This window comes from Xanthomonas sp. NCPPB 3174 (assembly GCF_056725205.1).
Genome location: NZ_CM161517.1, coordinates 4,889,743 through 4,911,504, shown reverse-complemented (window position 1 = coordinate 4,911,504; position 21,762 = coordinate 4,889,743). Strand labels below are relative to the sequence as shown.

Below are 21,762 nucleotides of genomic sequence, written 5' to 3'. Positions count from 1 at the left end.
ACCGCTTCGCGAGTGCGATGCTCTCGCACAGCCTACACGCCAATTTCGTAGTGCTGATGCCCGGTCGGAATGGGCCTTCGTACGCCGCCGAGTCTTACGCGCCGACGCCGACCGGGTCTTGGGTCACAGCGTACCGCTGCGGCGCCGCGCGCGGCTCCACGCCTCCGCTACACCGGACGAAAACGCGGCCCGCGGCCCACAAACATCCACACCGACGACAGCGTCATGGCGTCGTCCCCGGGTCCGTCGCAACGGAGATGGATGTGTGCGTCATCAGCGCATACAGTTCGGCCACCCGCTGCTCGGAGATGCCTTCACGCTGTTCGACTGCGAGCGGGTGCGCGGTCGGCTCCAGTTCGATCCATGGGCGAATGCCGTCGTTGCGCAGATGGACCTGCGTCTTGAGGCCGGCGGTGTCCGGATACGGCGACAGGCGGGTGTTCAGCCAGCCGAAGAACGGCCCCACATGCGCACGCTGCGGCTGATCGAAACAGCGGACCCACTGCAGATAGCTGGCTTCGCTGAGCGAGACCCAAACGCCCCAGGAAAACGGCTCGGCGTGGCCATGCACGGGGATCTCGATGCAGCCGCGGACGAAGAAGTGAGCCTCGTCGATCACGCAATCGTCCGAGCCCAGCTCGCAGCGGGTGGCGCGCTGCGCCTCCGGAATCAGCGCATAGCTCAGCGGCGACGCCACGCTGAAGCCGGGCATGCCTTCGTGGACCTGATCGCAGGCGCTGCAGGTGAAGCGGAACGTCATGGCTGGGGTCGAGACGGCAAGAAGGTTGGCCAGTGTAGCCGCCTGCGGCATCGCCAGCCCCGGCGCGCGTCCGGCGTCCGGCGCCCCTGTTTTTGTCGTCATGCCGTGCCGGGACCGGCCCGCTACACTCGCCCCTGGTCACGGACGCAAGGTCGCCCCATGTTCAAGAACCTCATCCCCAAGATCTTCTACGCGCGCATGCAGGACGGGCTGGACTTCTTCGTCGGCGGCCTGGGATTCCAGGTGCTGTACCAGGACGCCACGATGGCGGTGATTGCACGCGACGGCGCCAAGGCCTATCTGGTGGAGAACGCCGAGTGGGCGGCGAAGGACCGGCCGGAACTGGGCATCGAAACCGACAGCATCGACACGATCCATGCCGAGTTGTCCGCACGCGCGCCGCAGTGGCTGCATCCGAATTGCCGTACCGTCGCGCTCAAGCCCTGGGGCGCACGCGAGTTCGCGATGCTGGACCCGACCACGGTCTGTGTGGTGTTCCGCGAGTGGCCGGCGCAGGAGTGAGGGCGCGCGGGTGGATGCCATGTGCGTCCGGTCCGTTCATCGTACCGGCGCGCGGTAGACCTCGGACAGAAAGGCCTTGTACTCGGCGATCGGCGGCAGGCCCATCGTCGCGCGGCGCGCATCCAGGCCATCGATGTCCTGGCTCCTGTCCAGGACCATCGTGCCGTGCGGCTCGGTTTTGAACTGCGTACCGTAAAGCTGCGGCTTGCCTTGGTGCAGCAGCACGCGATCCTGCAGCATCGCCACGTCGGAAGGATCCGCCTCTTTCTGCGCCAGGGCGGACTGCATCAACGCGAGGATCTGCTCCTGGAAGGCGGGGTCCAGGGTGGCGTGCTGGGCGATCAGGAACGCGGCCTTGGCCCCGTCTTCGCCCACCGATGTGCGCGTCGGCCATCCCTTCTTCGTCACCATCGCCTTCAGCCAGGCGGTGTTGTCCTGATCCACCGCCACCGTCTGTTGCCATGATGCGGGGGTGTTTCCCTCGTCGATGGCCCTCTGTCGGACGGCCTGATCCTTCTCCACACGCGCCAGTAATGCCTGGCGCAGTGGCTGGTCGAGGCGCGCCTGGCGTGCGGCATCGAGCGTCTCGGCACGGGCGAGCAGCGCTCGCCAAGCCGGCGAGGCGCGCAGCCGGTTCAGGCCGGGCCGATCCTTGTGCATCAGTTCCTGCACATCGATGTGGCCTTGCGCCAGTCGCGCGTCGAGTACCGCCACGGCCGCATCCGTTCTCCCGGCAGCGGCCAGGCATTCGACGTAGAACAGATCCCCTCCGCTCGGTAGGCCGGCCGGCGCTGCGTCGATGCGCGCCAAGGTATCGGCACAAGTGCCGTAGTCCTTCGCATCGTAGGCCGCAAGCGCGTCATTCAAACGTGCAGGCTCCGCAGCGGAGACCGGCGCCGCGCTCGCGGCCAACAATGCGACAAACAGCGCGTATCCCTGGCACATATCCGATCCACTCTGGCGTGGCCGCGCGGCGCGCAGCCTGGGCGGACAGTAGCGCAGTCCGGTCTTATCGGCAGCACTCGGTCGCGACTGCGCCTGGGCCGCGGCGGGAGTGTCCCGTCGGGGACTTGGCGGGGCACACTATGCAAATACCGGTTGCTGGTCCCGGCCACGCCGGCCGGTCCGTCCCACATCGCCGCGGGATCGCGCATGCGCAAGAAACAGGATCTGCCGGAAAAGCCCTGCCTGCATTGCGGCCGGCCGTTCCGCTGGCGCAAGAAGTGGGAGAAGGTCTGGGACGAGGTGAAGTATTGTTCCGACCGTTGCCGTGGCGAGCGCAAGCGCGTGCGCGCGCCGGAGGCGCCGTGAGCCGCCGGGCCGTGGGCTGGCGCACCGCATGCCAGCAGGCGTGCCGCCCTGCGTGAGTCCGGTGCCCTCCACCGCCCACACCCTGCGCCTGGTGCTCGGCGACCAGCTCGATCCCGCGCACGCCTGGTTCGACGTGCGCGATCCCGGCGTGGTGCATGTGCTGATGGAAGTGCGGCAGGAGACCGACTACGTCCTGCATCATGCGCAGAAGATCCTGGCGGTGTTCGCCGCGATGCGCGACTTCGCCCGGCACCTGCGCAGCGCCGGCCACCGCGTGCGCTACGTGGCCATCGACGATGCCAGCAACCGCCAGTCCATCCCCGCCAATCTCGGTGCGTTGATGGCGCACTACGGTGCGCAGCGCCTGCAATACCAGGATCCGGACGAATGGCGCCTGGACCAGCAACTGCGGCAATGGGGCGCGGCGCAGGCCTTCGTCGTCGAGGCGGTGGACAGCACGCACTTCTACACGCGCCGCGGCGAACTGGCGGATTTTTTTCGCGGGCGTTCGCAATGGTTGATGGAGCACTTCTACCGGCACATGCGCAAGCGCCACTGGATCCTGCTGGCGGATGACGGCACGCCGGAGGGTGGGCAGTGGAACTACGACCACGACAATCGCCAACCCTGGCATGGCGAGCCGCCGCCACCGCCCGATGCGCGCCCGACCCACGATCACCGCGCGCTGTGGGCCCGCATCCAGGCCGCCGGCGTGGACAGTTTCGGTCAGCCGCAGGCAGAGGCGGTGCGCTGGCCGCTGAACCGGGCCGAGGCGCTGGCCTGCCTCGATCGCTTCATCGTCGACGCCCTGCCGCATTTCGGCAGCTACGAAGATGCGATGAGCACACGCAGTCCTCGCCTGTTCCATTCGCAGCTCTCCTTCGCCCTCAACACCAAGATGCTGCGGCCGCAGGAAGTGGTGCAGCGCGCGCTGGCGGCCTATGGCGCCGGCGCCGCGCCGCTGGCGGCGGTGGAAGGTTTCGTGCGGCAGATCCTCGGCTGGCGCGAGTACGTGCGCGGCATCTACTGGGCGCACATGCCGGGCTATGCGGCGCGCAACGCGCTCGGCCACGACACGCCGCTGCCGGCCTGGTTCTGGACCGGCGACACGCACATGCGCTGCCTGCAGCACGCCATCGGCCAATCGCTGCAGGATGCGTACGCGCACCATATCCAGCGGCTGATGGTGATCGGCAACTTCGCCCTGCTCGCCGGCCTGGACCCGGCGGCGGTGCATCGCTGGTACCTGGGCGTGTACATCGATGCGTTCGAGTGGGTCGAACTGCCCAACACCGTCGGCATGAGCCAGTTCGCCGACGGCGGCCTGCTCGCGACCAAGCCCTACGTCAGCAGCGCGGCCTACATCGACCGCATGAGCGACTACTGCCAGGGCTGCCGCTACGACCGCAGGCAGAAGACCGGCGCGCGTGCGTGTCCGTACAACGCGCTGTACTGGGATTTCTTCGCCCGGCACCAGCACACGCTGGGGCGCAATCGCCGCCTGGACATGGTCTACCGCCAGTTGCGCAAGCTGCCGGCCGCGCAACTGCAGGCGCTACGGACGCAGGCGCAGCAGTTGCGCGAACGCCTGGACACGCTGTAGCGCGGACCGGATGCCTCGCCGCATGCACGTCGCGATCGGGTGCGGCGGGGGAACGTGCCTTGCGACGCATCCAAACCGTGCCATGCGCCGCGGATCGGCACACTGTCGCATCGGGGCACCGTGCAATCGCGCGAACTGCTACCTGCGTTGTGGTCGCTCCCCGCGCGCTCAAGCACCCTGTGCCGCCGGTCGGCGCAGGCTGCCGGTCGCACTCGAGGTGTCAGCGACGTGGATGACAGTTGAATGACTGCCACGCGTCGTGTTGTTTCCCCCGCAACCCTATGGAGCATGATCATGACCACGACGTTCTCCCTCATCACCGGCGCACGCGCGCTGGGTGTCTTCGCCCTCATGACCACCGCCACGGCGATCGCCGCGGTCCCCGCGGCGCCACAGTGCAGCGTGCCGCCGGCCTGGGCGCTGCCGGCCGCGGCCACGGTGGTCGGCAACGGTACGCAGGCCAGTTGCACCGCCAGCGCGCTGGCTACCGCTGCCGCGCAAGGCGGTTACATCACCTTCAACTGCGGCACCAAGCCGACCAGCATCGCCGTTGACCGTTCGATCGTCATCGCAGCGGCGGCGCCCACGGTGATCGACGGCCAGGGCAAGATCACCCTGGATGGTCGCCAGTCCGCCCGGATCCTGCTGGTCAATGCCGGCAGTGCGCTGTCGGTGCGCAACCTGAAACTGCAGAACGGCAGTTCCGTGCAGCCGGCATCGAACCAGGCCTACGATCCGGGCACCTGGGGTGGCGGCGCGATCAAGGTCGGCTACCGCGGCAAGCTGGAAGTCATCAACAGCCAGTTCCTGGCCAACCGCAGCAGCATCGGCGGCGGCGCCATCTTCGCCGGCAGCGACGCCGAGGTGACCATCGTCCGCAGCGGCTTCTACAAGAACAGCTCCTGGCTCGGCGGCGCGCTGTACACCCAGCTCAGCCGGCTGACCATCGTCGGTTCGGAATTCGCCAACAACCAGGCGATCAATGCGCCGCAGGGCTTCCCCGATGCCGGCAACTTCGGCGGCGGCGGCGCGATCGACACCGACGGCGCGTCCCTGACCGGCTATCTCAAGGGAGGCGTCGGCAGCGGCGGCACGCTGGCGATGTGCGGCACCGTGGTCCGCAACAACGTCGCCGCCAACGGCTCCGGCGGTGCCACGTTGTGGGCGTACGCGCCCGACACCATCGACGTGAAGTACTCCACCTTCGCCAACAACGTCGCCACCGGCGGCCCCGGCGGCGGCGCACGCATCAGCATGGGCTTCACCGACACCTCGCACGCCGGCACCACCATCACCACGCCGGGGACCATCAGCGTCGCCGAGACCAGCTTCCTGTCCAACAAGGCCGAACAGGGCAACGCCGGCGCACTGTACCTGGATTGCTACGGCGCCTGCGACGTCAGCAACAGCACCTTCTACGGCAACTCCGCCAAGGGCGTTGGCGCGGCCATCCAGCATGTCGGCTGGCAGCCGGCCAACGGCGACCAGGGCAGCCCCAGCGTGCGCTTCAACAACGTCACCTTCGCCGAGAACACGCCGTGGGTGACGCTGTTCGGCGACAGGTTCGACCTGCGCAACAGCATCCTGTATTCCAAGACCGAGCGCGTGTTCTGCAACAACCAGAGCAACACCGGCAACAACCTGATCGAGTACTCGGCCAAGGGCGCGGTGTGGCCGAATGCCTGCCTGGCCGCGGGCACCGTGAAAGCGGCCGATCCGTTGCTGTCGGCCCCGGCCAACAACGGCGGACCGACGCTCACCCAGCTGCCTGCGGCCAACAGCCCGGCGTTGAATGCAGGCAGCGGCTGCGCCGCCATCGACCAGCGCGGCAATCCCCGCAATACCGCGGTGTGCGATCTCGGCGCGGTGGAGGTCAAGTAGGCCGATCCACGGTCATGGCGTGCATGGCACCGCGCGGTCGCGCCGGCTTGGCCGGTGCGACCGTGCGCGCTGCATGCACCGAAGCTTGTCCGGTGCGCCTGACGACCTGTGCCAGGCGACGGCCGACGCCGCGCAGACCGCGCCGTTGCAGGCATCACGCGCGTTGTGGTGTGGGCCAACAATGCCGTTCGCACCCGCCGCGCGCGCTGCGGGCGATACGGTGGCGTATCTGCTTTCCTGGGCACCGGCGGTGCCGCGCGTTGCTGCGGCGCCGACGACGTCTGCGCCTGCGAATGTCCGGATTTGAGACCTGGGTCGCTCGCTTGGGGTCAAGTTCGCGGGGCTGGTACCGATAGAGGTACCCCCCCTCGCGAGTCCCCCGATGCATTTCTTTCACTCCTTCAAGGTGAGTCAGCGCCTTGCGCTGTCGTTCGGCCTGCTGATCGTGCTGCTTGGCGCGTCCTCCACCTTGGCGCTCTACCAGTTCCACAACGTGCGCCAGGCGGTCGACAAGATCGTCCACGAGAACAACCTGAAGACCGAACTGCTGTACACCATGCTGCGCAACAATATGAGCGCGGAGCGTTACCTGCGCGACATGATGCTTTCGCCGGCCGACAAGCGCCCGGCGCTCGCCGCCAAGATCCAGGAGATCCGCGTCGACAACGATCGCCGTCGCAAGGCGCTGGATGCCCTGCCGGGCACGCCGGCGGGTCTGGCCATGCGCAAGCAGATCCATGAGGCGCAGGCGGCCGCACGGTCGGTCAACAGCCGCGTGCTGGCGCTGGCCAGTTCCGGCGAGATCGAGGCGGCCAGGCAACTGCTGTACGGCGATGCGGCGCCGCTGCTGGCGCGGCGCGTGCAGGTGATCCAGAACGCGGTGGATCTGCAGATCCGGCAGAACGCGCTCAGTTCCGACGAGATCCAGGCGGCCCTGGTGTTCAGCAATCGTGCCTTGATCGGGTTCGGCCTGCTGGCGGCGGCGCTCGGCGCGATCTTGAGCGTGCTGATCACCCGCAGCCTGGCCGGGCCGCTCGGGCGCGCGACGGAGATCGCCGAATCCATCGCCCAGGGCCGGCTGGACCATCGGATCCCGCCGCAGCCCAAGGACGAGACCGGCCGTCTGCTGACCAGCATGGATCGCATGCAGGCACAGTTGCAGGCGGTGATGGCGGCGCAGTCGCAGGTGGCCAGGCACCACGAGCACGGTGACGTCAGCCGGCGCATGGACGAGCACGCATTTCCCGGCGAGTACGGGCGCATGGTGCGGGAGAGCAATGCGTTGCTCGACATGCACGTGAGCCTCCAGCAGCGCCTGCTCGAGATCATGGGACGCTACGCGATCGGCGACCTGTCGCAGGACATGGATCGCCTGCCCGGCGAGCAGGCCGCGCTCACCGAGACCATGGACCAGGTCAAGCGCAATCTGTCGGCGATGAATGCCGAGATCGGGCGGCTGGTCGACGCCGCGGCCGCCGGCGACTTCGCCGTGCGCGGCGACACCGCGCGCTTCCAGTACGACTTCCGCGAGATGGTCGAGGGGTTGAACCAGTTGATGGCGACCACCGACGGCAATCTGCAGGCCCTGTCCAAGCTGCTGCAGGACATCGCGAGCGGCGACCTGACCACGCGCATGGAAGGGCAGTTCCAGGGCGTGTTCGCGCAGATGCGCGAGGATGCCGATGCCACCGTGGCCCAGTTGACCGGGATCGTCGGCCGCATCCAGCATGCGGCTGGGCAGATCACCGGCGCCGCCGGCGAAATCGCCGCCGGCAACGCCGATCTGTCGCGCCGCACCGAGCAGCAGGCTGCCAGCCTGGAGGAAACCGCCGCCTCGATGGAAGAGCTGACCTCCACCGTGCGTCAAAATGCCGAACGCGCCAGCCAGGCCAATCAGTTGGCCATCGGCGCGACCACGGTGGCGTCGCAAGGCGGCGCGGTGGTGGCCCAGGTCATCGACACGATGAACGGCATCCAGACCTCGTCCAGGCGGATCGCCGACATCATCGGCGTGATCGACGGCATCGCCTTCCAGACCAACATCCTCGCGCTCAACGCCGCGGTGGAAGCCGCGCGCGCCGGCGAGCAGGGCCGCGGTTTTGCCGTGGTCGCCAGCGAAGTGCGGGTGCTGGCGCAGCGCTCGGCCGAAGCCGCCAAGGAGATCAAGCAGCTGATCGACGACTCGGTGAGCAAGGTGGACGCAGGCTCGTTACTGGTCAACAGCGCCGGCAGCACCATGCACGAGATCGTCGCCAGCGTGCAGCGCGTGACCGACTTCATGACCGAGATCTCGGCTGCTTCGCAGGAGCAGTCGAGCGGCATCGAACAGGTCACCCAGACCATCACCCACATGGACCAGGCCACCCAGCAGAACGCCGCCCTGGTGGAAGAAGCCGCGGCGGCGGCCCAGGCGATGGAAGAGCAGGCGAACCAACTCGGCGAGGCGGTGACGCTGTTCCGCGTGGCCGGCAGCAACAGCGACATGCCGGCGCGGAGCCAGGCCAAGCCCTTGGGCACGGCCGGCACCTCGACCTCGCGGCGTGGTCCGCGTCAGGTGGCGCCGTTACTGGTCGAACACGCCTGCTAAGGGCGTAGAGACGGCGCGCGCCGCCGACCGTAGCGCGCGCGCCGCGCCTCTCCCCGGGTTCCCCCGGGGAGAAGGCTGCACGGCGTACGTTCGCAGCGCGGAATGGTGGTCCGCAACGACACCGCCGCCAACGGCTCCGGCGGCGCCACGCTGTGCGCGGTTGAACGTCCATCATCAGACGGCGTGGTGGAAGCGCGACGTCAGCCAACAGAATGAGAGCAACACCACCAGAACGGCAGTGCCGGCGACGTGCCATGGCCTGCAGGTTTGCTTCAGGATCAGCCAACGCGCACCGCAGTAACTCGCCAACACGCCGACACTCGCGATGATGGGTGTCGTCATGGCGGACCATTCGCCACGGCGATCGTGGGCCAGCTCGATCAGGCCGTTACGCGATGCGAGTTCGTTCAGGACGGCACCCAGTATCCAACTGCCGGACACGAGCAACGGCCAGCCGAAGACAGTCCTCATCAAGCGCTGATCCCTGGAAACATCCCGGGCATCAGTCTAATCCCAAGGCCGGCAGCGACAGCAGCGTCAGATGAACGCGCAGAGCAGAGCGACGGCCCTGCTACAGTGCGCGCGGCATGCGCCGAAGACCGCAGGAGCGACCGTGAACGAATCCGATGCCTATGTGTACGACGAGATCCGCAAATGGGTCTGGTCCGGCTTCTATTCCCAGGACGAGATCCAGGAGATGATCGAGGACATCCTGGAAGACGACTGCGACGAGGCGATGTTGCGCGCCTCGGTCGCCAGCCAGTGGCAGGCCAAGCAGCAGGCGGAACGGACCTGGCCGGCGCAGACCGATTGCGACCGGCTCGACGCGCTGTTCGAGCGGCTCCACGCCGCCGGCATCTGCGCGCTGGCCAATGCCGGCTACACCATGTCCGACGGTCACGTCGAAGTGAACCAGGCGGTGGCCGACGCGCCGGACCGGCGCTACCACGGCTACTGCTTCTATCACGGCCAGGACATGGAGCGTGCCATCGATGGCGCCGGGCTGATGCTGGCGTTCGGCGATCTGGACGGGCGCGAGGAGGCGGATCTGGCGATCGGCCAGCAGGTCGCTGCGGCGTTGCGCGCGGCCGGCTTCACCGTTGACTGGGACGGCACGCCGCGCAAGCGTATCGATCTGCCCGGCTTCGTCTGGCAGCGGCGCGCCGACTGGGACTGACGCGCCGGCGCAGCGCCGGGCTGCGCGGCCCTGGTGCGCTGGCTACAATCGCACCCCCAAGCCTGGCCGCGCTGCGGTGCGCGGCAGGCGCTCGACGGAGAGGCGTTTCATGGAGCGGATGTTTCATCGCAATGGCCGTATGCATCGGCGCGCAGCCGGCACACGCCTGGCGCGGCGCACCGCCCTGCTGCTGGCCACCGCGCTGCTGGCCGCCTGTGCCGGCGCGCATTCCTCTTCCCCCTCGATCACCCCTGCACACACGGAGCGGACCATGTCGGAGATGACGCCAGAGCACCTGGCACAAGGCGTAGTACGGTTGATCCTGGCGATTGGCGGCAGGCAGGATCTGGTCGCCGCGCAGGTCGCGGCGCAGACGGGTCTGCAGGTCGAGGACGAAGGCGGACATGCGTTCAGCGCGTCCGGCACGCTCGCCGGCGGTGGCGGCTACACGCTGGAATCGGTCGCCGATGCCGACGCCGCCCCGCCGTCGCGGCTGGACCTGCGCTTCACCCCCGCGCCGGGCGCGGCGCCGGCGCAGTGCACGCAATCGTTGGACGCGTATCGCCAGGCGCTGGTCGCGGCCGGCTTCGTGCCGCGCTGGATCGCACCGCCGCGTCAGGGCAGCGCCGGCCGCTGGCATTTCGAACGCGGCGCGGTCTCCGTGTACGCCTTCGTCGGCAAGGACGTCGGCGAGCACGATGCGCAGGCGTGCGTGGAGATACTGCAGATCCTGGTCGACGCATAAGGAGAGCGGAGATGGCACACGACGACGAACGCCTGAAGGGCATGGTCGACACGTTCGCGCAGGCGCATCCGAAGGAAGGCCAGGCGCTGCGGCAGATGCTGGACAACACGCCGGAGCTGCGCTCGCGGGTGGAGCAGGCGATCGGGCAACAGCAGCTGTCCGGCTTTGCGCCCAGTCCCGAGGCGGGCACCGGCGCGTACAGTCCGCGCACTGGGCAGATCGAGTTGCCGATGGACGTGCTGGCCACGGCCAGGATGAACGCGCCGCGCGACGATTCCGCCAACACCGCCCGCATCGTGCTGGGCCACGAGATCGGCCATGCCATCAACAAGGCCGCGATCGACCGCAGCGATGCCGCGTTCGCCGCCAAGGTCGACGTCATCGCCGCCTCGCCTTCGCCGCACGACTACACCGCCACGCTCAAGGCCTACGGGCAGGAACAGCGCACCCGCGAGGCCAAGGACGAGATCGCCGGGGTCAACACGCTGGCCGACTACGTCACCCGCAACAACCCCAAGGCCACGCTCAAGGACCTGTACAACGCCAGCAGCGAGATGGCGAGCTACATCGACAAGCACGGCGTGGGCAGCAAGGCCACCTACACCGCCAAGGACGGGCTGAGCTTCGGCAAGGATCTGAAGATCGACGCCGACAATCCGCGCAACGTGGAGGCGATGGGCAAGCTGTTCTACGACGCGCGCGGCTACCCGCAGAACTATGGCGAACGCGCGCTGGCGCAGATCGCCGATGCCGAGGACCGGGCGCAGGCGCAGCACCCCGAGCGCACCCCGCCGGTAGTGCATGCCGACCTGAAGGCGCTCGGCATCGATGCCGCGCAGGTGCCGCGCGATGTGCTGCCGGCGGGATTCCGCGATGGCTCCGCACCGGCGCCGACACCCGAACCGCCTGCGCCGCGCGCCAGCGAGCCGGCCGCCGCGCCGGGTGCCGCCGATCGCGCCCTGCACGAGCGGGTCCGCGACGGCGTGGCCCAGGCCGAACAGGCGATCGGCAAGGGCTGGGACGACAACAGCGAGCGCATGACCGCCAGCCTGACCCTGTTGGCCAGGCAGAATGGCTTCAGCGAGCGCGACCAGCTGGCGGTGGGCTTCAACCGACCTACCGCTTCCTATCAGGGCGGCGAACTGGCGTTCGTATACCGCAGCGGCGGCGATGTCTCGCCCGATCCCTACGCCAACCGCGCGCACATGCCGACCAGCGAGGCGATCGCGCGGCCGGCGCAGGAGACCTACCAGCAACTGCAGCAACTGGGAGCGCAGCAGGGGCAGACGCAGCGCCAGGCACAGGAGCAGGAACAGGCGCTGCAGGCATCCCAACAAGGCCCGACGCGGAGCGATCCGCCGCAGGTGCTGAGCCGCTGAGCGTAGCAGGGCGGCAGTGCGCGCACGGTACCGCCGCCGCGGTGGGCCATGGTCGCAGCAGGCCGCGGCCACGGCGCGCCGCTCGCGCCGCCTCCCATCGCGTCGGGAGCGCGGCGCCAGCGCACGCTGGGCTTACGGCTGCCAGACCAGGTTCTGGGTCTTCGGGTCGGCGGTGACCTTCTCGACCTTGCCGGTGCCGTCGAAGGACACCTGGAACTCGTTGAAGCTGTCGAGCCAGTAGCGCCACAGCGACGCATCCAGGCTCGGGTTCTCGCTGGTGATCGGATAGCCCAGCGCCATCAGCACCTGTTCGCGGGTCATGCCCTTGGTGACGCGATTGGCGGCGATCGCCTCGCGGATCTTCGCCGGGTACGCCGCCAGCTTTGCCTTGGGATCCTGCGCGACCACGTAGCGCTGGGCGAAGGCCTCATTGCCCAGGTCGCGGCTGTAGTCGTTGCCGATCGACTGCTTCTTGCCGTCGATCAACACATTGACGCGGTAGCGACCGTAACCGGTCACCTGCACCGGCGTGCCGGCCGGAATCACCTGCTTGCCGTCTTCGGCGTAGTTGCTGTCGCTGATCCAGCTGCCGTCGCTGCGCATGTTGCAGCACAGGAAGCCGGAGAACTTGGGATCGGCCGCCGCGGCCAGGTGCGGCAGGGCCGCCGCCAGGGCGAGGGCGAGAACGAACGGGGAACGGAACGAACGCATGGCTGACTCCTTTCGGCGCGGCGATCCTGCCGCGGGTGGCACGAGGGTGGGAGGGCGCCGCCTCCGCCGCGGCGCCCGCGCGCATTGTGCCGGCTGGCCTGGGCCCCGGATAGCGACGCGTTGCACGGTGACGGCGGACCGCCGGCCTGTGTATGCTCGAACCTCGTGGACACCCTGACGCCCGCCGAGATCTCCCTGCGCATCGACGCCCTGCGTCGCGAGCACCGCGCGCTCGACGAACAGCTGCAGCGCATCCCGGCCAATCTGGACGACGAGCTGGAAGCCAAGCGGCTGAAGAAGCGCAAGCTGCAACTGAAGGACTGCATCATGCGCCTGGAGCATCTGCTGATCCCCGACGAACCGGCGTGAGCGCGGCGACCTTCTTCAGCGTCGGCCATTCCACGCGCAGCCTGGAGACCTTGCTGCAGATCCTGCAGGGCGCCGGCGTCACCCGCCTGGCCGACGTGCGCGCGTTTCCGTATTCGCGGCGGTTCCCACAGTTCGACGGCAGCGCGCTGGCGCCGGCGCTGGCCGCGGCAGGCATCGCCTACCGGCACTTCCGTGCCCTGGGCGGGCGCCGCGGCAGGCAGCCGGGGGTCGATCCGCAGCGCAACGGTCACTGGCGCAGCGTCAGCTTCCACAACTACGCCGACTATGCGTTGGGCAGCGAGTTCGCCGAGGCGCTGACCGAGTTGCAGGCCTTCGGCGACGACGGCGCATGCGCGGTGATGTGCGCCGAGGCCTACTGGCGCCAGTGCCACCGGCAGATCATCTGCGACCATCTGCTGCATCACGGCCACCCGGTGGTGCACCTGATCGACGTCGCCCGCCAAGAACCGGCCACGCTGAACCCGGCCGCGCGCAGCGACGCGCAGGGGCAACTGGTCTATCCGCCGGATGCGGCGGATGCCGGACCGCGCACCGGGGACCTGTTCGACGCCTGAGCGGTGCTGCCGTCGCCGCAGGCCGCCAGCGCGGCGGGTGCGTCGCCACGCGCCAGCGGCGGTGTCAGGCTCAATGCGTTGGGACCGACGGCACCGTGACCGCATTGCTCCGCGGCGTATCGTCGATGCCGACGAGGGCGGCGGTGCTCTGTCCAGTCGCACCGTCCTCGGAAGCGGCGAGCAGGCGCAGGGGCTGGCCGCGGTACCGGTACTCCAGCGCCTGCTGCAGCTGATCCAGCCGCACCACCCGCGCGCACAGCGCCTGCGCTTTGGTTTCGATCCGCTTGCTGCGCGCATCCAGCCGCGCCTCGAGGGCCGCATCCATGCGCTCGGCGCGGTCGCCGATGGCGTCCCCACGGCCCGTCATGACCTGCCAGAGCACGTGACGGGTGATGCTGCCCACGAAGCTTTCCGCCTGCGTCTCGACGTAGTCCTCGAACCGGTCGTCGAACACCTCCTGGTCCCAACGCCCCTTGCCGAGCGTTCCGTCGACGTAGGCGTTGGCGTGCGTGCGCAGCCGTTCGATCTTGCGCGCGTTGCCGGCGCTGCCGGTCAGCATCTCCACGACCGAGCCGAGCACGTCGTAGCTGAGATCGACCACCTCGTGCGAAAGGTCGGCCACCTGCGGCATCAGCGCGCGGGTTTCGCGTTCCATCTCCAATAGCCGTTGCGCATCGGCGTCGCCGATCTGCTGCACCTGACGATCCACGCTCAGTTCGCCGGCATGGAAGAAGATCTCGCGCGGCCCATCGCCGTCGCTGCGGGTCAGCCAGATGCCACCCGTGTCGGCGAGCACGTTGAACGGCGTGCTCAGGCCGCACTGGCGCGAGGACACCTGCGGCCGATGGTCGTGCTTGCCGCCGTCATCGTCCTGGTCGGCCCACGCGAGGCCGCTGGAGGCGGCAAGCAGCAACAGAGCGAAGAGAGGAGCTGTGCGCATCGCCGGAACCCGCAGCAGGGAGTTTCAAGCATGCTCGGGCCCGTACCGGCCCACGGTCGCGTGTCGGAAGTCACTATGCCGCGGCGCCACGCGCCAGAATCTCACCGCATCACGACTGCAGGTGCGGCAACTGCCGCCTCAATCCTGCGGAACCGGCGGCTCCTCGACCTTGGCTGCTTCCGGGCTGACCCGTTCGATGGTGTGGCGCAGCTCGCGACCAAGGATGAACTTGGCATCCTTCGCCCATGCATCCAGCCGCTCGTCGAACATGAGCTTGCTGTTCTCGTCCGGCCACACCAGCTTCAGCTCGCGCAGTTTCTGGATGAAGCCGCGGAACAGGGTCTTGTCGAAGAACTCCGGCGCGGCCGGTGCGTACAGCAGGCTCAGGCGTTGCGCGGCCTGCTGGCACAGGCTCTCCAGTTCGCCGGCGCCGAGCTTGCCCGGGCCGTTCTTCACCAGCACCGAGATGGCGATGTAATAGCGCTCGAACGCCTGTTGCAGCGAGTGGCCGATGGCGCGCAGACGGAACACCTCGTCGGTCTGCCCGGTGTTGCGCGCCAGCACGCTGCCGTCATCCTCGGCGAGCTGCAGCAGCAGGCCTTCGCGCACGAACACCTCGATGGTGCGTTCGATGCGCTCGGCGAACTGGTCCTCGCTCCACGGCAGGAACAGTTCCGCCTGCAGGAACGGGTACACGGTGCGGCCCAGCCGCAGCAGGCCGGTGCGGCTCATGCGGCGGTTGTTCTGGAAGCAGCAGGCCACCCACGAGGAGGCGGTGAACAGGTGCAGCACGTTGTTGCGGAAGTAGCTCAGCAGCACCGCGTTGTCGCCGTTGACGCTGAGCACGTCGCCGAGCGGATGCGGCGTGCGGGTCAGCACGTTGATCTCTTCGGCGTGGGCGATGATGCGCTCGGGCGAGTGCGGGGTCACCGTGACCCGGTCCGAGTACGGCAGTTCCGCCAGCAGCTTCTTGCACAGTTCGATCTGCGCGATCAGGTCGGCCTCGCCCATGGCGTGCTTGGGCGTGGACAGCAGCGCCAGCGCCAGCAGGTTGACCGGATTGACGTCGGCGGCGGCGTTGATGTGCACCTGGATCTGCTGCGCCAGCGCATCGACGGTGCCGTTCAACCAGGCCGGCTTCTCGTCCTCGCCCAGCGGCTGGCCGTCCCACTCCGGCGCGCGCTGCGCCAGCACCTGGCTCAGCGGGATCGGCTCGCCGAAGTTCACCACCACCTGGCCGTAATTCTGCTTGAGCACCTTGGGGATGCCCCACAGCAGCGCCCAGATCGATTCCTTCTCCTTGGGCCGGCCGCTGAGTTCGTCGAGGTAGCTGTTGCCTTCCATCAGCTTCTCGTAGCCGACGTAGATCGGCTGGAACAGCACCGGCTTGCGCGGCTGGCGCAGGAACGCGCGCAGGGTCATCGCGATCATGCCGCCCTTGGGCTGCAGCAGCCGGCCGGTGCGAGAGCGCCCGCCTTCGACGAAGTACTCGATCGAGTAGCCGCCGGCCACCAGTTGCGCCACGTATTCGCTGAGCACCGCCGAATAGAGCGCGTTGCCCTTGATCGAGCGGCGGATGAAGAACGCGCCGCCCTTGCGCAGCAGGGTGCCGACTACCGGCAGGTTGAGGTTGATGCCGGCCACGATGTGCGGCGGCACGATGCCGCGTTCGTACAGCAGGTAGGACAGCAGCAGGTAGTCCATGTGGCTGCGGTGGCTGGGCACGTAGATCACCTCGTGCCCGGGCGCGGCGTCCTTGAGCTTGTCCAGGTGGTGGACCAGCACGCCGGCGTAGATGCGGTTCCACACGTGGGTCAGCAGGAAGCTGGCCGAGCGCACCACCGGGCTGGAGTAGTCGGCGGCGATTTCCCAAGCGTAGGCGTGCGCCTTGCGCCAGGCGTCCACCGGCTTGCTGTTGTCGCGCTTGGCCTGCGCGGCGATCGCCTCGCGTACCGGCTCGGCCGCCAGCACCTGGTCCACCAGCAGGCGCCGGGTCGACAGGTCGGGGCCGATCACCGCCTCGCGGATGCGCCGGAAATGGGTGCGCAGCACGCGCTGCAGCTTGCGCACGGTGCGCTCGGGCGGCAGCCCTTCCTCCACCGTCTGCCGCATCGACACCGGCGGGGCGAAGCGCACGATGGTGCTGCGGCCGTTGAGCAGCACGCCGAGCAGGCGCCGGAAGCTGCCCACCAGCGCCCAGTTTTCCGAGAACAGCACGGCGAACCAGCCGCTCTGCTTGTCCGGGGCGCGGCCGACGAAGATCGACACCGGCACCAGGTGGATGTCCAGCTCCGGACGCTCGCGGTGCGCCTGCAGCAGCTTGGCCAGCGAATCGGAGTGGGTCTTGGCGCCGCGCTGTTCCGGCAGCAGCGCGTGGTTGCTGCTGCGCCGGGACAGCGCCAGGTAGGCGCGCTTGCGCCCCAGCGGATCGCCGGGCAGCGGCACCAGCGGCGAGGGCAGGCCGGATTCGCGGCAGGCCTTGTCCAGGATCAGCGCGTTGGACAGGCCGTAGTCCTCCAGCACGTACACCACCGGGCGGCCGTCGTTGTACTGGCCGGGCTCGGCCGGTTCGATCTTCAGGCCCAGCCAGGGATCGGCCAGGCGGCCGAGCAGGCGCGCCCACAGCGGTCCCTTGCCCTGGCGCGCGGCGGTCACGGCCACGGGCAGGGGGGAGGGGACAACGGTCGAAGAGGGCGCGGCGCCGGGGCCGGCGGGGGACGCGTCGGCGGGCGCACGGGCCGCGTCGGCCGCGCGTGCGGCCGCGGCGTCGTCGGGGAACGGGAGGGGATTTTGTTCTGGCATCGGGGCCATTATCGCTTAGCCGGCGGAGCGGGGTCGGCGGCGGGTGCCGCGGCCGGGGCGGCGGTGCCGGCGCTGGCCGCCAGCAGCGCGTCCACCTCGCTGAGGGTGTCGCGCAGGTACCAGTGCCCGTCGCGGCGCACCAGCACCGCGGTGGTGTCGATCTGTTCGCCGTCCAGCGGGTACTGGATGCGCACCACCGCCTGGTCGCCCTGCTGGTTGACCAGGCCGGTGCGCAGCGCGCCGGCGCTGGCGTCCAGGTCCAGGCCATAGTCGGCCAGCACCGCCTTGAGGTCGGCCAGGAACGGGCCCAGCCGGCGCAGGCTCTCGTCCATGCCCAGGCTGCGCAGGTCGGCATCGCTGCGCACGCCAGTGCGGCGCGCGCCCGCGCACAGCCGCGCGAGCGCCGCCTGCGCGCGCTTGCGCTCGGACAGCGGCGCGCGCGCGGCCCAGGCGCTCAGCGCCTGCACCAGTTGCACGTAATGGCCGCGCTGCTCGGGCGTGTAGTGGCCCTGATTGCGCAGGAACTGCACGCCGAACAGGCCCAGCGAGTGCGCCGCCTGCTTCAGGCTCGCCGCCTGGCCGCCGAACTGCGCGTCGAAGGCGCGCTGCAGCTGGCGTTCGGCGTCCGGCGCGGCAAGGGTGTCCAGTACCTCGGGCAGGCGTTCGGCCAGCGGCAATTCGGTCAGCGGCCAACGGCTGCGGTCCTCGCTCCAGGCCTGCTGCAGGCGCTGGTACTGGGCCGGCGGCACCGCGGCCTGGGCATAGCCGAGCAGGTCGTTGCGCTGCAGCGCGCGCGCCAGCGTGCGCACCGCGGCGGCCGGCTCGGCGCTGGCGCCGGGCAGTTCGGCGGGCGTGCGCTTGCATCCGCCCGCGGCCAGGGCGAGCATCGCCAGCAGCAGGACGCACAGCGCGCGCGAGGAGATGACCCGGGTCGGGCAGGACGACATACGGTGCGGGCTCGTTCCCCAAAACGTCCCGCATCTTGCTGGGCGCGGGCGATTCCGGCAAGCCGGGCGCGGGTGTGGCGCGGGGAGCACTGGCAGGCATCCAGGGGGCTGAGCTTGTCGCGGCAGGACATTTCATGACCCGGCTTGGGACCGTCGGGACAGGCGTGTCGGCGTATGACCAGACGTGCCAGGGGATTGCACATGTTGCAACGCATCATGTAACCGCTTGCAGTTGCTGCTAACGTCCGCCCACCTCGATTGAGGCGGTGCTGGCCGGGGGACCCAGTGCGATATTCGTCAGAGATCATCCGAGTGCTCGGTCACGGTGGCGCGCGCCGCTGCGCCTGGGTGTTGTCTGCAGTCCTGTGCGGACTTGCGATGACGGCCCCGGTGCAGGCGCAGGACGGCCGCCTGCCGCCGCGTGCGCAATGGCAGGCGTCCAGTTCCTCCAAGCAGGTCAAGGCGCAGGCGATCGGCTATCTGATCGACGGCGACGCCAGCACCCGCACTGCCGGCGCCTTCAGTCCCGGCCACTGGTTCCAGATCGATCTGGGCCGCGCCGCGCAGGTCGGCGGCGTGCGCCTGCAGTGGGACACCTCCAATCCGGAAGGCTTCCTGCTGCAGACCTCGCGCGATGGCCAGCGCTGGGACACGGTCTACACCATGACCGATTCGCTGGGCGGCACCGAGACGGTGTTCTTCGCGCCGCATCTGGCCCGCTACCTGCGCCTGGCCGCGCCCGCGCGCAGCGCCGACTGGGGCGTGTCGATCTACGAGATGCAGCCGCTGGGCGCCGACGCTGCGCAATTGCGTGGCGTGTCCGCGGCCGACGCTGCGGCGCTGTGGAAGGGCGGTGCCGCGATGGCGATGCCGGGCAAGGGCGCGCAGGCGCGGCAACTGGACATCGCCTTCCCGCGCGCGTTCGACAGCGCCGGCCTGATCGTCGAGTTCGCCGGCGCGCATGGCGCGGCGCAATTGCAGGCGCAGGATGCCGCAGGCCGCTGGCGGACGCTGACCGACGACCCGCAGGCCGGCGACAGCGACAGCGCCTACCTGGCCGGCACCGCGCCGCTGCAGATTCGCGCGCTGCGCCTGCGCGTCGACGCCGCGCCCGGTGGCGTCGCGCCGACCCTGGCGCGCCTGCGCCTGCTGGGGCCGAAGGCGGTGATGACGCCGATGAAGCGCTACCAGGTCGCCGCGCAGCGCGGCGCCACGCGCGCGCTGTTCCCGGCCTCGCTGCACATGCAGCAGACCTACTGGACCGCGGTCGGCATCCATGCCGGCCGGCAGAAGTCGATCTTCGACGAATACGGCAACCTGGAGGCGTGGAAGGGCGCGCCGCTGGTGCAGCCGCTGTGGCGCGACGTGTCCGGCACCGCTGCCGGGGCCGACGGCCATGCCCTGACCCACGCGCTGCGCGATGGCTGGAAGCCGATGCCGTCGGTGCGCTGGTCGCCGCAGCCGGGGCTGGAACTGCGCAGCGAGACCTTCGCGATCGAACGCGGCGGCCAGCCGGTGACGCTGCTGCGCCATCGCCTGCGCAACATCGGCACCACGCCGGTCAGCGGCACCCTGTCGCTGCTGGTGCGGCCGATGCAGATGAATCCGCCGTGGCAGAACGGCGGCCTGTCGCCGATCCACGACATCGCCGTCGACGGCGGCACCGTGCAGGTCGACGGCCGCGCGCTGCTGACGTCGTTGAGCGCGCCCAGCGGCGTCGGCGCCGAGGCGTTCGGCGCGAACGGCGCCACCGAGATCACCCGCCATGTCGCCGCCGGCACGCTGCCGGCGCAGCGCCAGGCGCACGACGCCGACGGCCTGGCCGCGGCGATGCTGAACTACACGGTGCGCCTGGCGCCGGGTGCGCAACAGGACGTGGTGCTGGCGTTCCCGCTGGGCACCGCCAGCGCCGATGCCCAGGGCCGCCTGCCGCCGGCGCCGCCGCTGGACCGCGACGCGCTGCTCGCCGCTGGCCGTGGCGATGCGGGCCGCAGCTTCGATGCGCTGGCCGAGCAGGTCTCCGCGGATTGGCAGCAGCGCCTGGGCAATGTCGGCCTGCGTCTGCCCGACGCCAGCCTGGTGGACATGCTGCGCGCGCAGGCCGCGTACATGCTGATCAACCAGACCGGCCCGGCGATGCAGCCGGGGCCGCGCAACTACAACCGTTCCTTCATCCGCGACGGCATGGCCACCTCGGCGATCCTGTTGCGCATGGGCCAGGCCCAGGTCGCACGCGACTACCTGCAGTGGTACAGCGACCACGCGGTGCACCCGAACGGGTTGGTCTCGCCGATCCTCAACGACGACGGCAGCGTCAACGACGGGTTCGGCTCGGACCTGGAGTACGACAGCCAGGGCGAGTACATCACCCTGGTCGCCGACGTGGTGCGGCTGGACGGCGGCCCGGAGAGCGTGCGCGCCTACCTGCCGAAGGTGAAGCTGGCGATGCAGTTCCTGCAGGAGCTGCGCGAGCGCACCCTGGTGCCGGGCTACATGGCCGAGCAGCCGGCGCCGGAACGCTTCCGCGGCATCCTGGCCCCGTCGATCAGCCACGAAGGCTATTCCAGCCCCACCCACAGCTACTGGGACGACTACTGGGCGCTGAAGGGCTGGCACGACGGTGCCTGGCTGGCCGAATCGCTGGGCGATACCGCCACCGCGGCCTGGGCGCGCGAACAGTACGCGGCGCTGCGCACCTCGCTGGCCGCCTCGATCCGCGCCACCATGGCGTGGAAGGGCGCGGACTACATTCCCGCCGCGGCCGACCTGGGCGACGGCGATCCGACCAGCGTCTCCATCGCCCTGGATCCCACCGGCCAGCAGGACCTGCTGCCGGAGGCGGCGCTGCGCACCACCTTCGCGCGCTATCTGGAAGACGTGCGCCAGCGCAAGCAGCCCAACGCGCTGTGGGCCTACACCCCGTACGAGATGCGCAACGTGCTGACCTACGTGCATCTGGACCAGCCGCAGGTGGCCGACGAACTGCTGCAGGACCTGCTGCGCGACCGCCGCCCGTTCGAATGGCAGGTGCTGGCCGAGGTAGTGCAATCGCGGCTGCGCTTCCCGCGCTACCTGGGCGACATGCCGCATACCTGGATCGGCGCCGAGTACGCGCGCACGCTGTTCGGCATGCTCATGCACGAGGACGACGATGCGCTGGTGCTGCTGCCCGGCGTGCCGCCGGCCTGGCTCGCCGACGATGGCCTGGCCGTGCAGCGCCTGCCCACCGCCTACGGCACGCTCGGCCTGCGCGCGCGCCAGCGCGACGGGCGGCTGCGGGTCGAACTCGACAGCGGCCTGCGCCCCGGCACCGCCGTGCGCGTGGTCTGGCCGACGCGCACGCGGCCGGCCCAGGTGCGCGTGGACGGCCGCCGGATCGACCAGTACGACGCCGGCGGCGTGACCCTGTCCAAGCCGTTCCGGACCCTGGAGGCACACTGGTGAGCCCGCCCC

Annotated in this window: 18 protein-coding genes; 11 read left to right on the top strand and 7 right to left on the bottom strand. The window is 69.5% G+C overall.

Annotated features, from left to right (window positions below; translation table 11 throughout):
• Positions 1–223: 223 nt before the first annotated feature.
• The gene (locus AC1PK7_RS21090; RefSeq protein WP_481099409.1) at positions 224–760 is read right to left on the bottom strand and encodes a DUF2199 domain-containing protein; all 537 of its coding nucleotides are present in this window, start codon (positions 758–760) and stop codon (positions 224–226) included.
• Positions 761–919: 159 nt separating this feature from the next.
• Here AC1PK7_RS21090 and AC1PK7_RS21085 point away from each other — a divergent pair, with 159 nt between their 5' ends.
• Positions 920–1,282 carry a VOC family protein gene (locus AC1PK7_RS21085; protein ID WP_481099408.1) on the top strand — a complete coding sequence of 121 codons (363 nt, stop codon included), beginning with the start codon at positions 920–922 and terminating at the stop codon, positions 1,280–1,282.
• A 36-nt stretch (positions 1,283–1,318) separates the two neighbouring features.
• On the opposite strand, the gene AC1PK7_RS21080 is transcribed toward AC1PK7_RS21085, so the two are convergent.
• Entirely contained in the window at positions 1,319–2,227 is a 909-nt protein-coding gene (locus AC1PK7_RS21080) for a DUF6624 domain-containing protein (RefSeq protein ID WP_481099407.1), read from the bottom strand.
• Positions 2,228–2,434: 207 nt separating this feature from the next.
• On the opposite strand from AC1PK7_RS21080, the gene AC1PK7_RS21075 reads away from it, so the two are divergent.
• The 4 genes from AC1PK7_RS21075 (at position 2,435) to AC1PK7_RS21060 (ending at position 8,664) form a co-directional block, all read left to right on the top strand.
• Positions 2,435–2,593 carry a DUF2256 domain-containing protein gene (locus AC1PK7_RS21075; RefSeq protein WP_017912123.1) on the top strand — a complete coding sequence of 53 codons (159 nt, stop codon included), beginning with the start codon at positions 2,435–2,437 and terminating at the stop codon, positions 2,591–2,593.
• Positions 2,594–2,621: 28 nt separating this feature from the next.
• The gene (locus tag AC1PK7_RS21070; protein ID WP_481099406.1) at positions 2,622–4,196 is read left to right on the top strand and encodes a cryptochrome/photolyase family protein; all 1,575 of its coding nucleotides are present in this window, start codon (positions 2,622–2,624) and stop codon (positions 4,194–4,196) included.
• Positions 4,197–4,484: 288 nt separating this feature from the next.
• Positions 4,485–6,077 (top strand): choice-of-anchor Q domain-containing protein, encoded by a 1,593-nt coding sequence (locus tag AC1PK7_RS21065; protein WP_481099405.1) that lies wholly within the window; start codon positions 4,485–4,487, stop codon positions 6,075–6,077.
• Positions 6,078–6,459: 382 nt separating this feature from the next.
• Positions 6,460–8,664 carry a methyl-accepting chemotaxis protein gene (locus tag AC1PK7_RS21060; RefSeq protein WP_481099404.1) on the top strand — a complete coding sequence of 735 codons (2,205 nt, stop codon included), beginning with the start codon at positions 6,460–6,462 and terminating at the stop codon, positions 8,662–8,664.
• Between the two features lie 174 nt (positions 8,665–8,838).
• On the opposite strand, the gene AC1PK7_RS21055 is transcribed toward AC1PK7_RS21060, so the two are convergent.
• Positions 8,839–9,135, bottom strand: a complete 297-nt coding sequence (locus AC1PK7_RS21055; RefSeq protein WP_420008355.1) for a hypothetical protein — start codon at positions 9,133–9,135, stop codon at positions 8,839–8,841.
• Between the two features lie 142 nt (positions 9,136–9,277).
• On the opposite strand from AC1PK7_RS21055, the gene AC1PK7_RS21050 reads away from it, so the two are divergent.
• The 3 genes from AC1PK7_RS21050 to AC1PK7_RS21040 all read left to right on the top strand — a co-directional run bounded on the left by AC1PK7_RS21050 (position 9,278) and on the right by AC1PK7_RS21040 (position 11,965).
• Positions 9,278–9,841, top strand: coding sequence for a DUF6891 domain-containing protein (locus tag AC1PK7_RS21050; protein WP_481099403.1), 564 nt, complete (start codon positions 9,278–9,280; stop codon positions 9,839–9,841).
• A gap of 139 nt (positions 9,842–9,980) precedes the next feature.
• The gene (locus AC1PK7_RS21045; RefSeq protein ID WP_481099402.1) at positions 9,981–10,586 is read left to right on the top strand and encodes a hypothetical protein; all 606 of its coding nucleotides are present in this window, start codon (positions 9,981–9,983) and stop codon (positions 10,584–10,586) included.
• 11 nt (positions 10,587–10,597) lie between these two features.
• Entirely contained in the window at positions 10,598–11,965 is a 1,368-nt protein-coding gene (locus AC1PK7_RS21040) for an XVIPCD domain-containing protein (RefSeq protein WP_481099401.1), read from the top strand.
• 132 nt (positions 11,966–12,097) lie between these two features.
• Here the strand turns inward: AC1PK7_RS21040 and bamE are convergent, their stop codons facing one another.
• Entirely contained in the window at positions 12,098–12,676 is a 579-nt protein-coding gene (gene bamE, locus AC1PK7_RS21035; protein WP_420008351.1) for an outer membrane protein assembly factor BamE domain-containing protein, read from the bottom strand.
• A 165-nt stretch (positions 12,677–12,841) separates the two neighbouring features.
• On the opposite strand from bamE, the gene AC1PK7_RS21030 reads away from it, so the two are divergent.
• Complete coding sequence (locus AC1PK7_RS21030) at positions 12,842–13,045, top strand: YdcH family protein (protein WP_010342388.1); 204 nt, start codon at positions 12,842–12,844, stop codon at positions 13,043–13,045.
• Positions 13,042–13,620 carry a DUF488 domain-containing protein gene (locus tag AC1PK7_RS21025; RefSeq protein ID WP_481099400.1) on the top strand — a complete coding sequence of 193 codons (579 nt, stop codon included), beginning with the start codon at positions 13,042–13,044 and terminating at the stop codon, positions 13,618–13,620. The genes AC1PK7_RS21030 and AC1PK7_RS21025 overlap by 4 nt, the downstream gene beginning before the upstream one ends.
• A 70-nt stretch (positions 13,621–13,690) precedes the next feature.
• On the opposite strand, the gene AC1PK7_RS21020 is transcribed toward AC1PK7_RS21025, so the two are convergent.
• The 3 genes from AC1PK7_RS21020 to AC1PK7_RS21010 form a co-directional block, all read right to left on the bottom strand.
• Positions 13,691–14,533: a DUF2884 family protein gene (locus AC1PK7_RS21020; RefSeq protein ID WP_481100955.1), complete on the bottom strand. Its 843-nt coding sequence runs from the start codon at positions 14,531–14,533 to the stop codon at positions 13,691–13,693.
• Between the two features lie 165 nt (positions 14,534–14,698).
• Complete coding sequence (plsB, locus tag AC1PK7_RS21015; protein ID WP_481099399.1) at positions 14,699–17,371, bottom strand: glycerol-3-phosphate 1-O-acyltransferase PlsB; 2,673 nt, start codon at positions 17,369–17,371, stop codon at positions 14,699–14,701.
• Complete coding sequence (locus tag AC1PK7_RS21010) at positions 17,371–18,309, bottom strand: hypothetical protein (RefSeq protein ID WP_481099398.1); 939 nt, start codon at positions 18,307–18,309, stop codon at positions 17,371–17,373. Before AC1PK7_RS21010 ends, plsB begins: the two co-directional genes overlap by 1 nt.
• A 378-nt stretch (positions 18,310–18,687) precedes the next feature.
• Here AC1PK7_RS21010 and AC1PK7_RS21005 point away from each other — a divergent pair, with 378 nt between their 5' ends.
• Positions 18,688–21,753, top strand: coding sequence for a galactose-binding domain-containing protein (locus AC1PK7_RS21005; protein ID WP_481099397.1), 3,066 nt, complete (start codon positions 18,688–18,690; stop codon positions 21,751–21,753).
• The last annotated feature ends 9 nt before the right edge of the window (positions 21,754–21,762 follow it).